The organism is Bacillus sp. CR71 (assembly GCF_003429245.1).
Classification (GTDB): domain Bacteria; phylum Bacillota; class Bacilli; order Bacillales; family Bacillaceae_G; genus Bacillus_A; species Bacillus_A thuringiensis_S.
In genome coordinates this window covers 5,128,034-5,150,829 of record NZ_CP031748.1, presented here as the reverse complement: position 1 = coordinate 5,150,829, position 22,796 = coordinate 5,128,034, and the positions used below count along the sequence as shown (strand labels likewise).

Genomic DNA, 22,796 nt, shown 5'->3' with positions numbered 1-22,796 from the left:
TATTTGTACATTTAATAGAGGAGATGAAGGAAGAAGTGAACGTACCGAGTAATCCCATAACGCTCATGGCGAAAGTATACCGTGATGTGTTTCCGGTTGTACACCATGAGCTAGCGATGTGGAAAGAGCGTGCCTACCATATTCCGAATGATGAGCTTCATAGTCAGGCAATCGCAAGTATTGAGCATAAAACGTTTCATTGTGAGGGTGGTGGCATTTTATCGCTGCTAGCAAATGAACACCGAGAGGAATGTATTCGTTTTATCGTAGCGTATCAAACAATCAGTGACTATTTAGATAATTTATGTGATCGCAGTACATCACTTGATCCGAATGATTTTGCCGCTCTACATGAATCAATGTTAATGGCACTATCACCTGAAGTGGAAGGTGGCGGTAATTATTATCGTTATCGTGATGATCAAGATGATGGTGGTTATTTAGATGAACTTGTTGAAACGTGCCAAGATGTTTTAAAGAAAACGAAGCACTATGACAAAATCGCTCCTGTTCTGCATGAACTTGCTTGTTATTATTGTGATTTGCAAATTCATAAACACGTGAAGTTAGAAGAAAGAGAGCCGCGCCTGAAAACTTGGTTTGAAGCACATAAAGAAAACTTACCTGAGATGAGTTGGTTTGAGTTTTCAGCATGTGCCGGTTCTACACTTGGAATTTTCTGTCTTGTAGCATATGCATTTCATGATGAATTACATGATGAAGATATTGCGAAAATTAGACAAGGGTACTTCCCTTACGTACAAGGACTTCATATCTTACTTGATTATTTCATCGATCAAGAAGAAGACCGTATAGGCGGGGATTTGAATTTCTGTAGTTATTATGAAAACGAGCAAGCTATATTAGATCGTATGAAACACTTTGTAGAAGAAGCAGAGAAGAGCATTGGTGATTTACCTCATGCGAAGTTTCATCGTCTCATAAGCCGAGGATTACTTGGTATTTATTTATCAGATCAAAAAGTATCAGCACAAAAGAATATGCACAAAATGGCACGGCGCATTGTAAAGTACGGAGGCCTCACTTCACGATTCTTCTATTGGAACGGGAAGATGTACCGAAAGAAAATGGCGCAGTGATGAAGAAAACCACTCATGTAGAGTGGTTTTCTTTTTATTATGATCGTATTTTTGAAAATACATATATGAGAAGTTCAATCGCAAAAATAACTAAAACAGATAGTCCGAATAAAGGCATGACAGCGCCTAGTATAATCATCATGATAAAGAAAACGAGTACGCTTTTCTTATCTCTTTGCTTTGGAGGTGCTGCTAATTTTCCTTTTGGCTTTCTTGCTAACCACATTTTTACTCCGTAATAAATAAGAAGTAATAGAGATAATGTCGTTAGTAAGCATAATATTTTATTTGGCCATCCGAATAAATGTCCTTCGTGAAGTGGGATGCCGTAAGTGAACCATTGTGCAAGTAATCCATAATCACGATAGTCCGTTTTTGAAATGAGTTCCCCGCTATATTGATCAAAGTAAGCTGTTATCTCTTCACTTGGTGCAACATGCATACCTGTAATACCAGAACCGCTCGATTTCGAAACAGTGAATACACCTTTCGGATCAGCTGGTAGTGAAATAACATATGGCTTCTTTATTTCAATTCCTTTTTGTAATTCATCGACAGAAATTGCTTTCGGTTCATTTGAATTCGATTCAGGAGGAGCTTCTTTTCTTGTTGCCCACGGCAATTCTTTTACCTTTGATTCAGGCGGTGCCATGTACAATTTTGGATATCCGAGTGATTCATTAGAAGATGCAATTTTATAAATTTGGTTCCCCATAAATCCTGACCATGGCAATCCAGATGCGATTAGCAGAAAGAGAGGAATTGTAAATATAATACCGATAATAGAATGACGTCTTTTTGCCTTTTCTCGCTTATTGGATGATGGTGTGTTTTTGAATTGGCGTATACTCATGTACAATCCGGTTACAATTAAAAAGATTGTCCAGCATGCCGCAAGTTCTACAGTATAGTTGACGACAGTGCCACCAACTAAAAGAGAACTATGTAATTCCCGCATGATATTGGCAAACGTTTCACTTGCGTTTTGATCCCCAACAATTTGATTATTACTATCTAAATACACATATTTTTGTTGCCCAGTATACTCATTTGCAATCGTAAGTCTCGTATTATAATCCCCATTAAACTCACTAATTTTCGCCACGCTATAATGTGGATATTTTTTCTCTGTTAAGGAAATAGAATTAGCCATCGAAATAGATTCTGTTTGAGCGCTCTTTCCAAAATATAAATCTTTATAGATAAAATCTTCAACTTCCTCCCGAAATAAATACCCAATTCCGCTCAGTGACAAAGTAATAAGAAGCGGCGTAATAAAAAGTCCAGCATAAAAATGCCAACGCCAAAAAATGTAATGAAGCGAACGATTTACTTTCATACTTTCAGTTCCCCTAACCTTCCCTATATGAATAACTACTTATTTAATATAGCGAGATTAAGTGTGATTACTTTGAAAGAATTGTGAAGAAAGTTAAAAGTTTTTAGGGGTTTCAACATTTATAAATATTTCTTCTTATTTGATAAATACATCTCAACAACCGCTTTTGCAAGACATTGAGAGGAATCAACAAAATCCTCACTAGCCACTACATTCAAATCAGTGCATGCGATAATTGCAGTATCTATTTCATCTCTCAGTTGTAAAACGAGCGTATTCCACAATTCGCGAGCTTCTTCAATCTCTCCAGATTTAATGCAAGTAATAATTTGATTAATGCTTTCCTGCCATTTTTCATGATGAATGTATTCTATATTACGCTTTGCAATCCCATCTTGGTAAATCCTAGCTTGAACAGTTGCTTCTGTTGCGAGAAGAGCGACTCTTTTTGTATTTTCAGGAATTGCTTGTAACGTTTCATCGACTATATTTAAAATCGGGATAGAAAGCGAACGCTGTAATTCTTCAAAATAAAGATGCGCCGTATTACACGGCATGGCAATAAAGCTTACGCCAGTACTTTCAAGTTTTTGTGTTCCGTCAATAATCGCTTTTTTCATCGCTCCGTGATCAATAGGGCGATCCATGTAAAACGGTGTTGGACACGAGTAGATCATCATATGAGGAAAGTCCATATCATGCTTTGCTCCGTATATTGTTTGGCACCTTGCTACAACTGTATCGACGAATGGACCAGTTGATTTTGACCCCATTCCTGCTAGTATTCCGATCATTGGTTTATCTCCTTTAAGATTGTATATATCCATTATATAGGAGGATATCAAAAAGACGTGCAGTGAATGCACGTCTTTTTTTGTTATGTTTTGTCGAACAATCGATATATCCGAGAAATCGTTGATATATTGTAAGTTATGATAGATATATCGAAAAAATCGTTGATATATCCCGAGTTACGATAGATATAATTGAAAAATCGTTGATATATTCCCCCGCATTAACGGGCAGTAAAACTCCCACCTTAAAATTCGCCTGGAGCAAAGAGGTTAGGTGGGAGTTTTACTGCCCGATTGGTTCAACTAATAATCAGTGGGGATGCCCCCACTGATTAAAGTTTCACTTTATCGCTTTTCAATCGCCACAATAAATGGCGGGTTATTTTGCTGGTTAATGAAGCCATATCGTAGTACGTGAGCTTGTTTTTGGTCTAGTTTTTCAGCAAATGTAAGTACAGCGTCGCGTTCTACTTGTCCTTCTGGATGTCCGTGGTAAATGACAAGAACGATGATACCTTCAGGTGCCATTACTTCTAATAGTTGTTCGATCGCTGAGATTGTTGAGTTCGGTTTTGTAACGATATGCTTGTCTCCGCCTGGAAGGTAACCTAAGTTGAAAATTGCGCCTGTTACTTTTCCTTTTGCATCTTCTGGTAATACGGATAGAAGAGTATCGTGACTATCGTGAACTAAAACAGTACGTTCAAAAAGTTCTTTTTCTTTTAGATGAGTTGTTGAGCTTTCGATTGCCTCTTTTTGAATATCAAATCCAAATACTTTTCCGCTATCTCCAACGATTTCAGCTAGGAAGCAAGTGTCATGGCCGTTTCCTAAAGTTGCATCTACAGCGTAATCGCCTTCTTTTACTGCCGTTTGCAGAAGCGAGCGAGCAAACGGTAATACACGTTCTAATTTCATTTTTGTTTCTCCTCATTTGCATATTTTCCTTGCCAGCTTCCGCGGCGTACAAATTCTGCATCGATGGAATTTAATACTTCCCATTTATTTAAGCTCCACATTGGGCCAATCATTAAATCAGGCGGACCGTCACCTGTGATGCGGTGTACAATTACGTCTTCTGGAATCATTTCAAGTTGGTCAACAACGAGACTTACGTAATCTTCAAGAGAAAGGAACTCGAGTTGTCCTTTTTCATATTGCTTCACCATTGGCGTTCCTTTTAATAAGTGAAGTAAATGAATTTTAATTCCTTGTACGTCAAGCTTTGCTACTTCACGAGCTGTTTCCATCATCATGTCGTAATCTTCAAGTGGAAGACCATTAATAATATGAGAGCAAACTCTAATGCCATGCTTACGTAATTTATTTACACCTTCCACGTAAGATGGGTAATCATGAGCGCGATTAATAAGGTTTGCAGTTCGTTCGTGAACAGTTTGTAAACCGAGTTCAACCCAAAGGTATGTGCGTTTATTTAAGTCCGCTAAATATTCAACGACATCGTCTGGTAAGCAATCTGGACGAGTCGCGATAGAAAGACCGACAACGTCTTTTTCTGCTAGAAGCGGTTCGAATTTTTCTTTTAAAACTTCAAGTGGTGCATGTGTATTTGTGTACGCTTGGAAATAAGCGATACATTTTCCGTCTTTCCACTTTGAGCGCATTTTTTCTTTCATTTCATGATATTGCGTTATAACATCATCGCGGCGATCACCAGCGAAGTCACCAGATCCGGCAGCACTGCAAAATGTACAACCGCCGTAAGCAACTGTACCGTCCCGGTTCGGGCAATCGAAGCCAGCATCTAATGAAACTTTAAAGATTTTTTCACCAAATTCATTTCGTAAATGGTAATTCCATGTATGATAACGTTTATTGTCGTTTGTATATGGAAAAGGGTTTTGAACCTTCATTACTTTCCCTCCTAAGCCGAGTCAAAATGAAACAAAATCCATTATAACATACTCATAAGGTAGAGATGGAAGGGACACACTAAAGGGGAATTGAAGCAAGGAGGGACAATTATGGCAGAGCGTCAATCACTTGAATCGTATATTACACAAGCGGAACAAGCGGTGGAATATGCGAAAGAACAATTAGACCAAGGTATGAGACAAGAGCATTACAATACGATGGAGTATTCGGATGCGCAGTTACAATTAGAACAAGCATATAACGATTTACAAACGATGCAACAACATGCGAATGATGAGCAACGTGAGCAGTTAAATAGAGCACGTATGGCAATTCGCCAATTGCAACATCAAATGATTATTACACCGCACTAATAAGGAGTGAATGTAATGGCGAAACGTTCAGATCAAAATAATCCAGAGCAAAAAACGCAAAATGGACATAACGCTGAATTTTCGAATGAGCTTGATCCGATTGTTCAAGTAAAACAGCGTAATAGTAAAAAAGGACAACCGCAAAAATCGAAACAATCAGAGTAAACCAGGTCGAAATATGACCTGGTTTTATTTTGTTATATGACAATAATGTAAGATTACTGTAAGGTTTGTCGATAGTTGTGAGCAACTTTCTCCAGTAGAGTAAGGAAGGATTAAATTTTATACAAGGAGTTGCTTTATGGGGAACAATATTACAAACAAGCGAATTGATGAGTTAGATTACATTCGTGGCTTTGCACTACTAGGGATTATTTTAGTAAATATTCTCGCACTACTTAACATTAAAATTCCAGATCCTAATACAGTGGATGCTAGCTATCAAAGATTTTTATATTTATTTGTAGAAGGTCGTTTCTTCTCAATCTTCTCATTCTTATTTGGAGTGGGATTCTATATCTTTATTTCAAGAGCGATTGCGAAAGGGAAAAATGGCTATGTTTTATTTTTACGTCGCTTAGTAGCATTATTTATTTTTGGTTTAATTCATCACATGTTTCAGCCTGGAGAAGCATTAGCGTTATACGCAATTTGCGGGTTAATCGTTTTACCGTTTTATAAAGCGAAAAAAGAAGTGAACTTAGTACTAGGAATTATTTTGACAATTGCCTTCAGTGTAATGGGAGTTAAAGAGTTATTACCACTTGGCTTAATTTTATTAGGGCTTGCTGCAGGACAATATCGTGTATTTGAAAATCTCACGCAAAATATAAAGAAAGTCGCTATTTTTACAGGTGTTATGTTTGTTTTAAGTGTCGTAGCTGTATGGTATCAATACGGGCACGTTCCTGCTGAACCATTTATAAATATGATACTTGAGAATGAGGATGGAACAATGAATGCTGCAGGCCAATTTTTAAAAATTGGTGTTACAGTAGGACCTATTATTTCAGCTTTCTATGTTGGAGCTTTAATTTTATTACTTCAATTAAAACCGGTTCAAACATTGTTAGCACCACTGAAATATTATGGACGAATGGCTTTAACAAATTATATTGGACAAACTGCAATGATTTTAATTGCGGGCAGTGTATTTAACTTTGCAGAAAACTTAACGTACATGCAGACGTTATATGTGTGTATTGCAATTTATGCAATTCAAATTTTGTTTAGCGTAATTTGTATGAAGGTCTTTAAAATGGGTCCACTAGAATGGATTTGGCGAGTTGTTACTTACTGGACGGTAACACCTTTAAAGAAATAAAGAGAGAAGTGGGTTGTTCCTTTTGTGGAACAGCCCATTTTTATTGTCATCTTTTTCGGAAAGTCGATATTACTTGTCGAATCGCTAATAAAATTTTCATTTATCAACGAACCTTACACACTCATCTTTTTTATATTACAAAAGTGTAAGGTAAATGTAATGTTAACAAATAGCAGTTCACTTCCAAAAAGCGCAAAATAGGTAATGGAAAAACAAGCGTAGGAGGATATATATGACGAAACCAGTTGTAGACGTGAAAAACGTCCAAAAAGTGTACGGTAAAAAAGGTGAGAACCAATCACATGCGTTAAAAGGTGTTTCATTCTCAATTCAAGAGGGTGAGTTTGTTGGAATTATGGGGCCATCTGGTTCTGGTAAAACGACATTGTTAAATGTAATTTCAACGCTTGATAAAGCAACGGGCGGCGTTGTTGAAATTGCGGGTACGGACATTACGAAAATGAAGCAAGGTGAACTTTCTGATTTTCGTTCACAAAAGTTAGGATTCATTTTCCAAGACTTCAACTTATTAGAGAACTTATCTATTTATGAAAACATTGCACTTCCACTTTCTCTTCAAGGTGTTTCATCACGTAACATTGGACCAAAAGTAGAAAAAGTAGCGGGTATGCTAGGGATTACAGAAATTCTTCAAAAGTATCCATCTGAAGTATCTGGTGGGCAGAAACAACGTTCAGCAGCAGCGCGCGCACTTGTGCATGAGCCAGCAATTATTTTAGGGGACGAGCCAACAGGAGCGCTTGATTCTAAAAATGCAGCGAGTTTACTTGATGCGATGACAAACTTAAATGAAGAACAAGGCGTATCTATTATGATGGTTACACATGATCCGTATAGTGCAAGTTATTGTCAGCGAATTTTATTCATTCAAGATGGTGAGCTGTATAAAGAAATTCATCGCGGTGGTACGCGTGAAGAGTTCTACAAAGAAATTTTAGATGTACTTGCAGATTTAGGTACACAAAAAGCGTAAGAAAGGAGGTTCCAGTATGTTATTTAAACTTTCCATGTCGGGGCTGAAAAGTAAGCTGAAAGATTATATCGTCTTACTTGTCGGTCTTGTCATGTCGATTTCAATTTTTTACATGTTCCAAACGTTAGCGCTGAATAAAGCGTTTATCGAATCTAACTCAGTTATTCAATCAATTGGATTCGTATTCCAAGCAGGTTCATTTTTACTAGCTATTATAACGTTCTTCTATATTTTATATGCGAACTCTTTCTTATTATCTCTTCGTCAAAAAGAGTTCGGTATGTATATGATGCTAGGAGCAAAAAAGCATAAAGTTACATTACTTATGTTTATTGAAACGATCGTATTAGGCGCTGCGTCTCTTGCCATTGGTATTACAGTTGGTGTAGGACTTGCAGAGGGTATCGGACAATTATTAATGAAACAATTAGAATTTGCTGGTGAAGGCTATAAAGCATTTTACCTGCCATCTATGACTGTTACTTGCATCTTCTTCTTTGCGCTATTTGTATTATCAGCAATTATGAACAGTATTAAATTATCACGTATTTCTGTACTGCAACTTGTACATGCAGATGCACAAACAGAACGTGTTGTGGTAAAAGGAAAAATGACAGGTTTAGTTGCATTCCTAGCGGTTATTTTATTAGGTATTGGTTATGCAGCTATGATTAATATGGAAACATTAAGAGAAATGGGAATCCTTATTGCATTAGTTACAACAACAGCAGGTACTTATATGCTATTTGGATCACTCCTTCCAGTTATTATTAAAAAGTTAAAGAGTAATAAAAAGCGTAGTGAAAAAGGACTTAATGCTTTTACATTTGCACAATTAAATTTCCGTATTAATAGCTTAACAAAGGTACTTGCAACAGTAGCGATGTTAGTTGCTCTTGGAGCTGGTGCAATTTCAGGTGGTATGGCATTTAAAAATAACGTTATAAAAACGGTTGATGGATTTGAAATTTACGATTCAATTGTTCATAATCCTACAGCTGAAGAGAAGAAAATTTTAGATGGTATATCATTTAAAAATAAAGCTGAGTACCGTTATAAAGTAGACGACAAATATATTTATTATGTAAAAGAAGATTTAGAGAAACATAAGCCATTTATTCGAGATGGTGTAGGTAAAGAAAGTTTCGGTAAATATAAAGAAGTTTCAGGAGAAGCTCCAGTAGGTACAGTAGCAGGAGTGAGGTCAGAACAAGATAAAAATGAAAAAACAATGCCGGAAGAATGGGATGAGGCATTTAGAACAATCCAACCATATTATATATACCAAGATCGTGCCATTAAAGTTGTAGATCAAAAAATGTACGATACTGTAAATGGTAAAGAAGGAATCGTATTTACTGGAAAAACAGACGATTTCGTAGCATACACAAAAGAATGGAAAAAAATTGACGAGTTGCAGCTAGCTAAATATAAAAATGTAAAAGCTGAGCAAATGAGTAGTAAATATCAAGTGTATGACATGTTCTACGGTGTTGCGAGCGGAACAGTGTTTATGGGCTTCTTCCTTGGAATTGCTTTCTTAGCAATGATGGCAAGCTGTCTTATGTTCAAAATTCTTTCTGGTGCATCAAAAGATATTACGCGTTATCAAATGCTTCGTAAAATCGGTGTACGCCGTGAATTATTAACGAAATCAATTTATAAAGAGTTATTCTTAGTATTCTTATTCCCAGCAATTGTGGGTATCGCTCACGTATTAGTTGGTATGAATATTTTCGGATTTATTTTAGTCGATCCGTACTTCCGTATTTGGATACCAATCGTAATTTTCGTAGTTATTTACACGATTTATTACCTTATTACAGTTCAATTGTATAAAGGAATTGTTCTTCCGAAAGAAGATTAATAAAAAACCGAGCGAAATTGCTCGGTTTTTATTATTTTCAGAAAAAATGCTTTAATGTTACTGAAATATATAATATAATGTAAATAAGTAACGTAATATAAAAGTAGAAGCAGCTGGATAAGGAAAGGAGGAATCCAATCTATAGAAAGAAGCTGAACTTTTATCCCCTATTTCTTTTCTAACCACAACGTATTTGTACAATCGTAAATTTCCAAATTGAAAATTGCTTGGATCACAAAAGTATATTGTGAAAATAATGGATAATACATGGAAATCTCATAGCATGATAAGGTAAAATGGACAACATGATGAGAAAATTACCGTTCATAAGATGAGGAGAATACATGTATGGAAGTTGTAGAGGCATTAAAAGATATAAGCCAAATTGAGGCTATGAAAAAATATTTAAAAGAGCACTCCCAGCGAGACTATCTTTTATTTGTTATTGGAATTAACACAGGATTAAAAATTACAGAACTACTTGGCATGAAATTTGAAGATGTATTAAATGAAGACGGGACTGTTAAAGAGTTTTATTCTCTTCCTGTGAAAGATGAAAAATTTAAACAAGATATTTATTTAAATACAAAAGTAAAAGAAGCGCTTTTAGATTACGTACAATCTATTGGCGTTAAAAGAGAAAATTACGTATTTCAATCTAATAAAACGCCAAATTCAATTACGCGCCAACAAGCGTATCGTGTAATTCATAATGCTGCAGAAGCAGTTGGAGTTGTTGGTAAGATCGGAACGAATTCAATGCGAAAAACGTTTGGATTTCATGCGTACAAAAGAGGGATAGCGATTGCGCTATTGCAAAAACATTTTCATCACGCGACTCCATCAGAGACGCTAAAGTATTTAGGTATCTCAAAGGATGAGACCTTTAAAACGGAGATTGATGTCGATTTATAAAAGCCGTAACTAAAAAAATTAGGAGGCGGAAAATATGAATATTAGAGAGAGTGAACTGCCAGGTATTGGATGTAAGTTTGAAGTGATTACAAAAGGTAATGAAAAGATGGTTATCGTTATTCATGATGATGGCCGAAGAGAAATGTACCATTTTGATGCTGATCATGAGGAGAGTATTTCAAGCGTCTCTCTTCGTGATTCCGAAGCGAGACAAATTGCAGCTATATTGGGCGGAATGGTGTATAGGCCACAAGCTTTAGATACGATTGAAATGGCCTTTGAAGGATTATCAATTGAGTGGTTTAAGGTGGAAAATAATGCACCAGTCGTACAAAAAACAATTGGTAGTTTACATGTCCGAAACACATATAATGTAACGATTATTGCCATTTTGAAAAAGAATATGAAGAAGTTCTTTAATCCAGGCCCAGATTCTATCATTGAAGCTGGCGATATGCTTGTATTATCAGGTGAAAGACATGAAGTAAAAAGAATTATTAATGAGTTGCTTTCAGTAGGAGGGGATTCATAATCGATGGATACTTTAATCTTTGAAGTTGGGACTGCGTTAGTATTAGTCGCTTTTGCAGCTATTCTCGCTGCAAAGTTAAAGTTCTCGATTATTCCGTTTCTCATTATACTCGGTATGCTAGTGGGGCCTCATGCCCCAGATTTAGGGCTTATCGATTTAAGATTTATTGAAAGCGGAGAAGTTATTTCCTTCCTTGGCCGTGTTGGCGTTATATTCCTCTTATTCTATTTAGGCTTAGAATTCTCAATTAAAAAATTAATTAAATCAGGAAAATCAATTGCTTTTGGGGGAACTGTTCATATATCGCTTAATTTTATATTGGGTTTACTTTACGGATATATAATGGGTTTCCCCTTATTAGAAACATTAATTATTGCTGGGATCATAACAATTTCATCGAGTGCAATTGTTGCGAAAGTAATTGTTGATTTAAGAAGATCTGGTAATAAAGAGACGGAACTAATTTTAGGAATCATTATGTTTGACGATATCTTTTTAGCGGTATATTTATCAGTCGTTTCAGGATTAGTACTCGGAGGGGCAACGTCATTTGTAGGTGCTCTCACATCCATTTTAATCGCAGTAGGGTATATGTTACTATTCTTTGTAGTTGCTAGAAAAGCTACAAGGTTTTTAAATAAAATGTTAGATATTTCGTCCAATGAAATTTTTATTATTGTAATATTCGCTATTTTGTTCTTTGTAGCAGGATTTTCAGAAACGATTCATGTTGCAGAGGCGATTGGAGCATTATTACTAGGACTCGTCTTTTCAGAAACGGAGCATAGTGATCGAATTGAACAGCTCGTTGTTCCGTTTCGTGATTTCTTTGGAGCTATATTCTTTTTCAGCTTCGGTTTAAGTATAGATCCATTTTCACTTGGAGGAGCAGTGTGGTTGGCATTAGGAGCAGTTTTTATTACTCTTATCGGTAATTTTACCGCTGGAATGGTTGCGGGGCGTAAAGCGGGATTATCGCATAAGGCTTCTACGAATATTGGTTTAACACTTGTATCACGCGGAGAGTTTTCCATTATCGTCGCGAATATTGGAATTGCGGGCGGCTTAATGGCAACGATTAAACCATTCTCAGCCCTGTATGTTTTAATATTGGCATCGTTAGGACCTTTGTTAACGAAAGAATCTGGGAGAATATATTCCGTATTAGATAAAATATTTAAATGGAGCGCTAAAGAACGTGCGAAGCGAGAAAAAGAAGTTGGATAATATAAATAAGGGGAGACTGTATGAAGTTCATACAGTCTCCCCTTATTTATATATTGTTACTGATGTCGTTTTTGTCGGTAAGTCAATATATTTTCAAACAGGGATCAGTATAATTTCATTTACCGATGAACCATTATCTGAATTTCATCAACTATTAATCAGTTGCCTTCCTATTTAAAAACGACTACAATTTTACTGTTATATATATGAACGAAAAAAATAGAATAGGAGGGGAAACTATGCCAAGGAAAGTATGGCTATTAGTAGCTGGGATGATTATTAATGTCACGGGTGCTTCTTTTTTATGGCCTTTTAATACAATTTATTTGCATGATCACCTAGGAAAATCTTTATCTGTGGCCGGAATGGTATTAATGATCAACTCGCTTACTGGTGTAATCGGAAACTTGCTCGGCGGTGTTTTATTTGATAAATGGGGCGGTTATAAATCAACTTTAGTAGGAATTGTTATTACACTTGTATCAATTTTAGGTCTTGTGTTCTTCCATGGTTGGCCGTTATATGTTGTGTGGCTAGCGTTAATCGGCTTCGGTTCTGGAATGGTCTTCCCATCGATGTATGCGATGGTTGGTACGGTTTGGCCAGAGGGCGGAAGACGGGCATTTAATGCGATGTACGTTGGACAAAATGTTGGTATTGCGATTGGAACAGCGTGTGGTGGATTAGTTGCATCATATCGTTTTGATTATATTTTCTTAGCGAATTTTATTTTATATTTTGTTTTCTTCTTAATTGCTTTTATTGGATTCCGTGGTATGGAAGACAAGAAAGAGCCAGGAGTGCAAAAGGAAATCGAAACGAAAAAAGGTTGGTCACTTACACCTGGATTTAAAGCACTTCTGATCGTGTGTGTAGCATATGCTTTATGCTGGGTTACATACGTACAGTGGCAAGGAGCGATTGCAACACATATGCAAGAATTGAATATTAGCCTTCGTCATTATAGTTTATTATGGACGATAAATGGAGCTATGATTGTTTGTGCGCAGCCACTTGTTAGTATGCTAATTCGCTGGATGAAGCGTTCTTTAAAACAGCAAATTATGATTGGAATCTTCATTTTTGCGGCGTCATTCATTGTGTTAAGTCAAGCGCAGCAATTTACGATGTTCCTCGTTGCGATGGTAACATTAACAATCGGTGAATTATTTGTGTGGCCAGCAGTTCCGACGATTGCAAATATACTTGCACCAAAAGATAAACTAGGTTTTTATCAAGGTGTTGTAAATAGCGCGGCGACTGTAGGGAAAATGTTCGGGCCGGTCGTTGGCGGAGCGATTGTTGATTTATACAATATGGAAGTATTGTTTATAGCAATCATGGTAATGCTTGTAGTAGCGCTTATAGCAACGAGCATGTATGATAAACGAGTAAAAGTAGAAGAAACAGTTGAAGAAAAAATTGCAGTTTAGTTTGACGGAACATGTAACATGTTTTAGAATATATTTAAATAAAACAACCTTTAGAACAAGGGAGATAGCTCGGCTGTCTTAAGACGAATTCGTTAGTTATTAAAAGTAACGATTAACCGAGAAGCCCCGCTTTAAGTAAGCTTTTTAGAGATACTAAGTGGAGGGTAGTTCACATTAACTCATATGTGTAATAACAGTGAGAAGGAGTAGTAGTAATAGAAGCTGGTTTAGAGAGTTGACGGTCGGTGCAAGTCAATCCACGTTTCGTTATGAACTCGCCTTTGAGTTGCAGTTGTGAAACTAATAGTAGCAATTGCCGTTAATCCACGTTACGGATCTAAGCGAATGTATATTTTTACATTAATTTAGGGTGGTACCGCGGGAATCTATAACCTCTCGTCCCTTTCTAGGGATGAGAGGTTTTTTGTATTTTGGGCGGTGAAAATAAATAGAATTTCAAGGAGGGTATCTCATGAGCTTTAATCATCAAGATATTGAGAAGAAGTGGCAAGGGTACTGGGAAGAGAATAAAACATTCCGTACGCCAGATGAGACAGAAAAACCAAAATTTTATGCACTAGATATGTTCCCATATCCATCAGGTGCAGGCCTACACGTAGGACATCCAGAAGGTTATACAGCGACAGATATTTTATCTCGTATGAAGCGTATGCAAGGGTATAACGTTCTTCATCCAATGGGATGGGATGCATTTGGTCTTCCAGCAGAGCAATATGCACTTGATACTGGAAATAGCCCAGCTGAATTTACAGAGCATAATATTAATACGTTCCGTAACCAAATTAAATCACTAGGTTTCTCTTATGATTGGGACCGTGAAGTAAATACAACAGATCCAAACTACTATAAGTGGACACAATGGATCTTCTTAAAACTATTTGAAAAAGGCTTAGCTTACGTTGATGAAGTACCTGTAAACTGGTGTCCAGCACTTGGTACAGTACTTGCAAATGAAGAAATCATTGACGGTAAGAGTGAGCGTGGTGGACATCCAGTTGAGCGTCGTCCGATGAGACAGTGGATGTTAAAAATTACAGCTTACGGAGATCGTCTATTAGAAGATCTAGATGAGCTTGATTGGCCAGAAAGCTTAAAAGATATGCAACGTAACTGGATCGGTCGTTCTGAAGGTGCAGAAGTACACTTCAATATCGATGGTACAGACGAGAAGTTCACAGTATTCACAACGCGCCCTGATACACTATTTGGTGCAACATACTGTGTACTAGCTCCGGAACATGCACTTGTTGCAGAAATTACAACAGCAGAACAAAAAGAAGCGGTAGAAGCTTACATTAACGCTGTAAAAATGAAGAGTGACCTAGAGCGTACAGAACTTGCGAAAGAGAAAACTGGTGTATTCACTGGTGCTTACGCAGTTAACCCAGTAAACGGTGAGAAATTACCAATCTGGATTGCTGACTATGTTCTTGCAACTTACGGAACAGGTGCCGTAATGGCAGTTCCAGCTCATGATGAGCGTGACTATGAATTCGCATCAGTATTCAATCTTCCGATGAAGGAAGTTGTAAAAGGCGGAGATATTACGAAAGAAGTGTACACAGGTGATGGTGCACACGTAAACTCAGCATTCCTTGATGGATTAAATAAAGAAGAAGCAATCGCAAAAATGATTGAATGGCTTGAAGTAACGAGCGCAGGAAATCAAAAAGTAACGTACCGTCTGCGTGACTGGTTATTCAGCCGTCAACGTTACTGGGGTGAGCCAATTCCGGTAATTCACTGGGAAGATGGGACAATGACAGCTGTGAAGGAAGAAGAATTACCATTAGTTCTTCCGAAAACAGAAAACATCCGTCCTTCAGGTACAGGTGAATCACCACTTGCTAACATTGACGAGTGGGTAAATGTTGTTGATCCTGAGACTGGTAAAAAAGGTCGTCGTGAAACAAATACAATGCCACAATGGGCTGGTAGCTGCTGGTATTACCTACGTTACATCGATCCAAACAATAGCGAAGCACTTGTAGATCCTGAAAAAGTAAAACAATGGCTTCCAGTTGATATTTATATCGGCGGAGCAGAGCATGCTGTACTTCACCTACTATATGCTCGTTTCTGGCATAAAGTATTATACGATATCGGTGTAGTTCCAACGAAAGAGCCGTTCCAACAATTATTCAACCAAGGTATGATTTTAGGTGAAAACAACGAGAAAATGAGTAAATCAAAAGGTAACGTTGTAAACCCTGATGATATCGTAGCAAGCCACGGTGCAGATACACTTCGTCTATACGAAATGTTCATGGGACCATTAGATGCTTCAATCGCTTGGTCTGAAAATGGTCTTGACGGAGCTCGTCGTTTCCTAGACCGCGTATGGCGTCTATTCGTTCAAGATAACGGTGAATTAAGTGAGAAAATTACTGACGCACCAAATAAAGAGCTTGAAAAAGCTTACCACCAAACAGTGAAGAAAGTAACAGAAGACTATGCAGAGCTTCGCTTCAACACAGCGATTTCTCAAATGATGGTATTCATCAATGATGCATACAAAGCTGAAACACTTCCGAAAGAATATGTAGAAGGTTTCGTAAAAATGATCGCACCAGTTGCACCTCACATCGGGGAAGAGCTATGGAGCAAACTTGGATATAATGAAACAATCACATATGCAAGCTGGCCAATATTTGATGAGTCTAAACTTGTAGAAGATGAAGTTGAAATCGTTGTTCAAGTTATGGGTAAAGTTCGCGCAAAACTAACAATGAGTAAAGACGCATCAAAAGAAGAAATGGAACAACTTGCACTTGAAGCAATTCAAGACCAAATTGAAGGGAAAACAGTTCGTAAAGTAATTGTTGTTCCTGGAAAACTTGTTAACGTTGTTGCAAACTAATTCATTCTAAATAAAAGCTCAGAGCATTTATGCTCTGAGCTTTTTTGTGTAGAAAATAATCTCTGGATCACTTTAGTCTAAGTTTTCAATTATTCCACTACGTATAAATAAAAGAGCGGAATTCCCATACAGACAAACACCTATTTTTCTATAGGAAATATGATAAAAAAGGTAGGCTAAATTGAGTAGAAGAGGTGAAAGGAATGAAAGGGATGGACAATAATGCACCACATGGCTTCTTCGGAGGTGAATCGGATAGTTATGAACAAATGATGTTAATGGGAGGGGCTGGCCAACAAGGATACGGTGGAATTCCGAGCTGGATGGGTGGAGCAGCAGGAGGGTTCCAAACATCGGTAGCTGGCATGCAAACTGGAATGCCTACATCAATGGGGGGCTTTTCGACATCAGGGGGTGGAATGCCTACAGTAACAGGAGGATTTCCGACATCAGTAGCTGGCGTACAGACAGGATTTCCAGTAGGAGCACCAACTACATTTCCTTCTTTCGTTGGAGGAGTGCAGGCAGGATTCCCGGTACCGGGAGTGGGTGTTGTAGCTGGAGGAATAGGTGGGTATCCGCAAGTTGTTCACGGTCATCATGGACATCACCATCATCAAGGCCAACATGGTCATCATGGACACCATCATCACCAAGGTCACCACGGTCATCATGGACATCATCATCACCAAGGTCACCACGGTCATCATGGACATCATCATGACCAAGGTCACCACGGTCATCAACAACAAGTACATCACCACGGTCACCACCACATTCATCCGCAAGCTGTTCTTTATCAAACTCACCAAGGCCATCAAGGCCATCAAGGCCATCAAGGCCATCAAGGCCATCAAGGCCATCAAGGCCATCAAGGCCATCAAGGCCATCACGGCCACCAAGGTCACCACGGTCACCAAGGTCACCAAGGTCACCAAGGTCACCAAGGTCACCAAGGTCACCAAGGTCACCACGGTCACCACGGTCACCACGGTCAACACGGTCATCAAGGCCAACATGGTCAACAGCACCAACAGCACCAACAATATCAACAATATCAACAGCAACAATCTTCTCCTTGGGCAGGTGGAATTGGAGCAGGAGCAGCAGGGGCAGCGGCAGGAGCAGCTAGCATTAGTGGAGCAGCAGGACACGCGGGACACGTGGGTCATTAATGAATTGCAGAAAAAAGACATAATAAAAAACTGCTAGGAAATCCTAGCAGTTTTTTTCAGCTTCTTTGCGCTGACGTTCGATTTCAGCACGAAGTTGTGGTTCTGGTGCTTGCCAGCCTTCTGGTTTTAGAATTTTGCCATCGCCTTCACGGAATCGGGGTTTTCCATCAGGGAATAGTTTTGCCATGTTTGCGTTATTTACAATTTCAAATCCTTTATCAGGACGTACGCCCATTTCGGCAAACGTTCCGAATGCAAAGTAAATAAGGTCAATCAGTGCATCGTATTGATCTTCAACAGTCGTTGCTTCTAGAAATTCTTCTAGCTCTTCTTGCATAAAACTTGCACGAATTTTTGCACGCTCTTCTGTTAGTTTTGTTGGAGTATTTTTCACAGGATGTCCGAACTCTTCATGCATTTTTGCAACAAGTTCGAATCCTTTATCTAAACCTTTTTCGTTTGCCATGTTGTTTCATCCTTTCTCGTTTTCTGCCGAATTTCATTGTAACATAAGGTGATTATGAAATGAAAAGAACATCTTATCGAAATAAGATGTTCGCTTGTTATTCTTCTTTTTTTATTAAAAGGGATAAAATAAGATCGATGCCAAAAATACCGACGAGTAACATTGGTATAACGACAAGTAAATAACGTGTGAAGGAAACATTTTTTAAGTATGTATGAGCAAATAAAAAGACGCCGAGAAATAAAATACCATTTAAAATAGGCTTTACTAATTTTTTAGACATAAGCTCCCCCATAAATATCTTCTCTCTCTATTTGATAATAAAAAACTCCTCTCTCCGTTGTATCATGCTGGAGAGAGGAGTTCAATCATTTCTCATTCAATTACACCAGAATTTGTAATGTCTACGGTGTATTTTATAGTAACTGGAACATCTTTGTACATTTGTTTCCACTCCTCTAATTTGAATGGGCGATAATGTTGCTTATATTTAGCTCCTAGCCCAAGAGGATCGACATCTAAAGATTTAAACTGCTTAATTAATTTCTTACCTTGTGTCTCCAATTGTTTTTGAACGACCTTCTCAATCTTTTTTGTGTTCTTAGCATTCTCTAAGTTAATCTGTTTCGATACTTCTTGAATACGAGCCTCAAGTTTAACATGAATGGAAAAGGAAGGCTTACCATTTTTTATTTTTATATCGTATGTTGGAATAGAACGAATATTATTAATCATTACGTACCCAGGATCTGCTTTAAATTCATGTGAATCTAACTTATGTTTTTCTAAAAGTCCTTTGAATATAAACATATCTTTTTCCGCGATTTTACCAACATATTTATCCTTTTTAAAAAGACCAATTCCCGTGATTTTTATTTTATCACCATGTTTCTTTAAAATTGGAATATAGTAGTCTTGCCCTTCTTGATAATAACGGAAAGCTCCTACATGCAGATTATCTGTTGGTAAAGGACCGGTCTCCATATTATGTTCTAGCATTTTTTTTATATAAATTGCAACGTTGGATGAAGTCGTGTACTTTCCTTTTAAGAGTTCAGTACCATTACCTTCAAGTAAAGCAACATATAAGGCATTCCCAATGTTTACATCACGAATTAATGTATCGAAGGAAGCAACCATTCCTTTCTTAGCAATTCGGGTGGTAAATAGAGCAACCCGCATTTGTCCGCTCGCAAATGGTTGAGAAGACTCTAAAGATGTGTCAGCTTTTACTTGTTTTACCGCATTTGCTGTTCCTTCAAAAACTTGAACTTTGTTCCCTTTTTGCTGAATAGGACAAACAAATGTTACCTTTATTTTATTATCTTTTGCTACATCGAAGACAGTTCCTTGGATAAGGTGTACGTCATCGATAATATTTTTTTGTAAACATCCAGTTAGACTAAAGAGTGTTATACAAGAGATAAGTATTAATTTATTTTTGATTTTTTCCATTTTCTTTTCACCCACACAATAATAAATAGAATTGGGATGTATACATAAATGAGCCAAAAGCTTCCTTTTGATGCATTACTAATAAAATTATTAATATCGTGTCTGTTTGTTAAAAGTTGTGAAACAATGAGGGTGATAAACATAAAAGCGATTAAAACACCTCTTTGTTTTACACGGAATATTTCGTGCGTTGCTCTCGTTGCCGCCCACAAAGGTAGAATGAAACTTGTAATAATAACGAGGGCATAAGCTGAAATTGCGATATATTCTAGCCTTTCTATGAATGGTAATTGAATAACTTGGGTCATAGAAAGTTGGGCCCATATCGTTTTTAATAATTGTTTTTCACTAAAAAACGAAAAGGCTAAAAGGGTGCTAAATAAATATAGAAGGTTTGAAAATAGTGCCCCATATTGAGCAAATTTATGAGATTGTTTAGGGTTTTTCACAAATGGATAAACCATGAGGTAAATCTCAAAACCAGTCATACTGTAGATTGACAGTTGAGCGGATTTTAAAATATCTGAAAAAGAATGTGTGAAAATAGGTAGTAAATTCTCCCAATGTGAGTATTTCAAAACAAATAAGCTTAGAAATAAATACCCTAGCGTACCACCAACAGAGATGACGCAAATGCCAGTAATGACACGAAATCCAGAAGAAATGATGTAATAGCTAACTAGGCATAAAAAGAGTGTTAACATAAAGGTGGAGGCAGTTGGGAACATCCATACTTGAATAATTTCAACGTATGTTCGAATAACCGAAATACTGACGATTAAAAAATAAGTTGCAAAGATGATATTAAAGACGTTTCCTATCCACTTTCCAAAGGTTTGTCGTTGTAAATCAATTAAATTCCCGTTTGTTTCTTTTAATAAAAAATACATCATCCATATAAGAATTTGGATACAGAGTCCTGTGATTAGAACGCCCATCCAGCCGTCGTATCCAGCGGCCTTTGCGGTGATTCGAGCAAATCCGAGAACGCCAGCTCCAAACTGTGCACCGTGAATTAAGAAGAAAACAAAGGTAGGAGATATTTGATATTTTTCTTGAACTTTACTCATCAATGCACCTCATCTCTTAATCATCAAAGTCTGATCTATGTTTTGTTGAAATTCCTTTAGCAGCTTTTTTTACATGTTGTGGTCTTGCCTGCACATCTCTTGTATCAATCATTGTTAATGGGAAACGAATCCAAGAATCTTTAACCGATTGTTGTCTTGTCGGATAAAACAAAGCGTACGGCTTGCGTAAGGAAGTAAGTCTAAATAGATGAGTAAATAAAAAGATAAATCCAAGAGAAATACCGAAAAGTCCACCTATTTCTGCAAATATGAGAAACGGGAAGCGTAGTAATCGAACAGCATTCCCCATTTTATAAATAGGTGTAATAAAGGAAGCAAGTGCTGATAAGGCAACGATAATTAATAAAATGTTACTCGTTAAACCAGCTTGTACAGATGCTTGTCCGATTACGATACCGCCTACAATACCGAGCGTTTGACCAACTTTCATCGGTAACCTCGCGCCAGCCTCTCTTAATAAATCGATTGCGAGTTCTAAAAAGAGTGCTTCAATTAAAGGTGGGAATGGTACTTGCGCCCTTGATAAAATCAAAGTTTCAAGTAAATCACTTGGAATAAGTTCATAATGATAATTTAAAACTGCAACGTATAACGGTGTAGCACAGATAGAAAATAGAACAGCGATAAGGCGTAAAATGCGTGAAAATGTAGCGTATAACCAAGAGACGTTATAGTCTTCTGGTGAAATGAAAAAATCGAAATAGGATACAGGTGTTAGTAAAACACTTGGAGAACCATCCACAAAAATAGCAATTTTCCCATCAATGAGTGCTTTTGTCACCCTATCAGTACGTTCTGTATTGATATAGAGAGGGAAAATCGACTTTTCACCCATAAGTTCTTGTATATAAGCGCTATCATTAATTTGATCATATTCAAGAGCACGTAATGACTCCTCGAGAAAATCTATATTATCTTTTTCGGCGAGGTTGTCTAAATACATCATGACAACTTTCGTTTTGGAAAATTCGCCGACAATCATTTCTTTTGTTTGTAAATCTAAAACAGGAAGGCGTTTTCGTACTAAATTAATATTCGTATCAATAGCTTCTACAAAGCCTTCTTGTGGACCGATAACTGTTGATTCATTTAATGGAGGGCTTGGTGCCCGGTAAGTATCAATTGCAATGTTTGCAAGCATACACTTTTGATCTTGCTGATTCAATTGAATAATCGCATGTCCCTTTAAAACCATGTCCTCAATTTTTTGTAAGTCGTTCGTAATTGTAATGCCGCTCATCGGAATATGTTCTTTTAGTTGTTCTAGAGAAGCACAGGGTTTCTCTAAAAGAGTGGGCATTAAATATTTCTGTAATTTCTCTCCATCAAGTGAAGGGCGATAGTAAGAAATCCAATAAGGCATCGTTTCATCGTCAGATGTATGGTAATTAATAAAATCACTAGACTTTTTAAGTTTCTCTATTAAATCTTGTAGAGAATGAATACGGTCTTTTTCTGGTTTGGTAAAGTCATAAATACTATTACCTCCAGAGCTTTGTTGCTTACTTTGAGAAGAATCATCTTGTTTAGAGCTTTGTTGTTTATTCTGAGAAGAATCATTTTGTTTAGAGCTTTGTTGTTTATTCTGAGAAGAATCATTTTGTTTAGAGCTTTGTTGTTTATTCTGAGAAGAATCATTTTGTTTAGAGTTTTGCTGTTTATCTTGAGAAGAATCATCTTGCTTAGAGTTTTGCTGTTTATCTTGAGAAGAATCATCTTGCTTAGAGTTTAGTTGTTTCTCCTGAGAAGGGTCATCTTGCTTAGAGTTTTGCTGTTTCTCTTGAGAAGAGTCATCTTGCTTAGAGTTTTGCTGTTTCTCTTGAGAAGAGTCATCTTGCTTAGAGTTTTGCTGTTTCTCTTGAGAAGAGTCATCTTGCTTAGAGTTTTGCTGTTTATCTTGAGAAGAGTCATCTTGCTTAGAGTTTTGCTGTTTCTCTTGAGAAGAGTCATCTTG

General features: G+C 37.2%; 21 protein-coding genes and 1 other annotated feature. Of the genes, 12 read left to right on the top strand and 9 right to left on the bottom strand.

What is annotated here, in order from left to right:
• Positions 1–35 precede the first annotated feature (35 nt).
• Complete coding sequence (locus DOS87_RS25980) at positions 36–1,100, top strand: tetraprenyl-beta-curcumene synthase family protein (protein WP_001102475.1); 1,065 nt, start codon at positions 36–38, stop codon at positions 1,098–1,100.
• A gap of 37 nt (positions 1,101–1,137) precedes the next feature.
• On the opposite strand, the gene DOS87_RS25975 is transcribed toward DOS87_RS25980, so the two are convergent.
• From DOS87_RS25975 to DOS87_RS25960, 4 genes are all read right to left on the bottom strand, one after another.
• Positions 1,138–2,439 carry a PepSY-associated TM helix domain-containing protein gene (locus DOS87_RS25975; protein WP_098578167.1) on the bottom strand — a complete coding sequence of 434 codons (1,302 nt, stop codon included), beginning with the start codon at positions 2,437–2,439 and terminating at the stop codon, positions 1,138–1,140.
• A gap of 119 nt (positions 2,440–2,558) precedes the next feature.
• Positions 2,559–3,233, bottom strand: coding sequence for an aspartate/glutamate racemase family protein (locus tag DOS87_RS25970; RefSeq protein ID WP_098578168.1), 675 nt, complete (start codon positions 3,231–3,233; stop codon positions 2,559–2,561).
• Between the two features lie 345 nt (positions 3,234–3,578).
• Entirely contained in the window at positions 3,579–4,151 is a 573-nt protein-coding gene (locus DOS87_RS25965) for a tRNA 5-(aminomethyl)-2-thiouridylate-methyltransferase MnmM (RefSeq protein WP_000764475.1), read from the bottom strand.
• A complete protein-coding gene (locus DOS87_RS25960) occupies positions 4,148–5,107 on the bottom strand; it encodes a tRNA modification radical SAM protein MnmL/YtqA (RefSeq protein WP_000868035.1) in 960 nt (319 codons plus the stop codon). The genes DOS87_RS25965 and DOS87_RS25960 overlap by 4 nt, the downstream gene beginning before the upstream one ends.
• Positions 5,108–5,218: 111 nt before the next feature.
• Here DOS87_RS25960 and DOS87_RS25955 point away from each other — a divergent pair, with 111 nt between their 5' ends.
• From DOS87_RS25955 to DOS87_RS25905, 11 genes are all read left to right on the top strand, one after another.
• The gene (locus DOS87_RS25955; RefSeq protein WP_000840869.1) at positions 5,219–5,482 is read left to right on the top strand and encodes a YtzC family protein; all 264 of its coding nucleotides are present in this window, start codon (positions 5,219–5,221) and stop codon (positions 5,480–5,482) included.
• A 15-nt stretch (positions 5,483–5,497) separates the two neighbouring features.
• Positions 5,498–5,647 carry a hypothetical protein gene (locus tag DOS87_RS25950; RefSeq protein WP_001129340.1) on the top strand — a complete coding sequence of 50 codons (150 nt, stop codon included), beginning with the start codon at positions 5,498–5,500 and terminating at the stop codon, positions 5,645–5,647.
• Between the two features lie 136 nt (positions 5,648–5,783).
• Positions 5,784–6,806 (top strand): DUF418 domain-containing protein, encoded by a 1,023-nt coding sequence (locus tag DOS87_RS25945; protein ID WP_098578169.1) that lies wholly within the window; start codon positions 5,784–5,786, stop codon positions 6,804–6,806.
• Positions 6,807–7,038: 232 nt separating this feature from the next.
• Positions 7,039–7,800: an ABC transporter ATP-binding protein gene (locus DOS87_RS25940; RefSeq protein WP_000165855.1), complete on the top strand. Its 762-nt coding sequence runs from the start codon at positions 7,039–7,041 to the stop codon at positions 7,798–7,800.
• Positions 7,801–7,816: 16 nt separating this feature from the next.
• Positions 7,817–9,667: an FtsX-like permease family protein gene (locus DOS87_RS25935; RefSeq protein ID WP_000897786.1), complete on the top strand. Its 1,851-nt coding sequence runs from the start codon at positions 7,817–7,819 to the stop codon at positions 9,665–9,667.
• A gap of 348 nt (positions 9,668–10,015) precedes the next feature.
• Positions 10,016–10,582 carry a tyrosine-type recombinase/integrase gene (locus DOS87_RS25930; RefSeq protein ID WP_000454200.1) on the top strand — a complete coding sequence of 189 codons (567 nt, stop codon included), beginning with the start codon at positions 10,016–10,018 and terminating at the stop codon, positions 10,580–10,582.
• Positions 10,583–10,616: 34 nt separating this feature from the next.
• Positions 10,617–11,114 (top strand): cation:proton antiporter regulatory subunit, encoded by a 498-nt coding sequence (locus DOS87_RS25925; RefSeq protein ID WP_001026053.1) that lies wholly within the window; start codon positions 10,617–10,619, stop codon positions 11,112–11,114.
• A 3-nt stretch (positions 11,115–11,117) separates the two neighbouring features.
• Positions 11,118–12,341 carry a cation:proton antiporter gene (locus DOS87_RS25920; RefSeq protein ID WP_000380177.1) on the top strand — a complete coding sequence of 408 codons (1,224 nt, stop codon included), beginning with the start codon at positions 11,118–11,120 and terminating at the stop codon, positions 12,339–12,341.
• Positions 12,342–12,580: 239 nt separating this feature from the next.
• On the top strand, positions 12,581–13,774 hold the full coding sequence (locus DOS87_RS25915) for an MDR family MFS transporter (protein ID WP_001137549.1): 1,194 nt from the start codon (positions 12,581–12,583) through the stop codon (positions 13,772–13,774).
• A gap of 187 nt (positions 13,775–13,961) precedes the next feature.
• Positions 13,962–14,181, top strand: a binding site (T-box leader).
• Between the two features lie 65 nt (positions 14,182–14,246).
• Positions 14,247–16,655, top strand: coding sequence for a leucine--tRNA ligase (gene leuS, locus DOS87_RS25910; RefSeq protein WP_000009441.1), 2,409 nt, complete (start codon positions 14,247–14,249; stop codon positions 16,653–16,655).
• 203 nt (positions 16,656–16,858) lie between these two features.
• Positions 16,859–17,830, top strand: coding sequence for a hypothetical protein (locus DOS87_RS25905; protein ID WP_208730141.1), 972 nt, complete (start codon positions 16,859–16,861; stop codon positions 17,828–17,830).
• A gap of 43 nt (positions 17,831–17,873) precedes the next feature.
• On the opposite strand, the gene DOS87_RS25900 is transcribed toward DOS87_RS25905, so the two are convergent.
• From DOS87_RS25900 to DOS87_RS25880, 5 genes are all read right to left on the bottom strand, one after another.
• Positions 17,874–18,296 carry a pyrophosphohydrolase domain-containing protein gene (locus DOS87_RS25900; RefSeq protein ID WP_001262632.1) on the bottom strand — a complete coding sequence of 141 codons (423 nt, stop codon included), beginning with the start codon at positions 18,294–18,296 and terminating at the stop codon, positions 17,874–17,876.
• Positions 18,297–18,393: 97 nt separating this feature from the next.
• Entirely contained in the window at positions 18,394–18,579 is a 186-nt protein-coding gene (locus DOS87_RS25895; RefSeq protein WP_000038780.1) for a macro domain-containing protein, read from the bottom strand.
• Between the two features lie 92 nt (positions 18,580–18,671).
• Positions 18,672–19,751: a Ger(x)C family spore germination protein gene (locus DOS87_RS25890; RefSeq protein ID WP_000411348.1), complete on the bottom strand. Its 1,080-nt coding sequence runs from the start codon at positions 19,749–19,751 to the stop codon at positions 18,672–18,674.
• Positions 19,727–20,821: a spore germination protein gene (locus DOS87_RS25885; RefSeq protein ID WP_000049080.1), complete on the bottom strand. Its 1,095-nt coding sequence runs from the start codon at positions 20,819–20,821 to the stop codon at positions 19,727–19,729. Before DOS87_RS25885 ends, DOS87_RS25890 begins: the two co-directional genes overlap by 25 nt.
• 16 nt (positions 20,822–20,837) lie before the next feature.
• The coding region (locus tag DOS87_RS25880) for a spore germination protein (RefSeq protein ID WP_208730140.1) at positions 20,838–22,796 on the bottom strand (1,959 nt) is incomplete at its 5' end.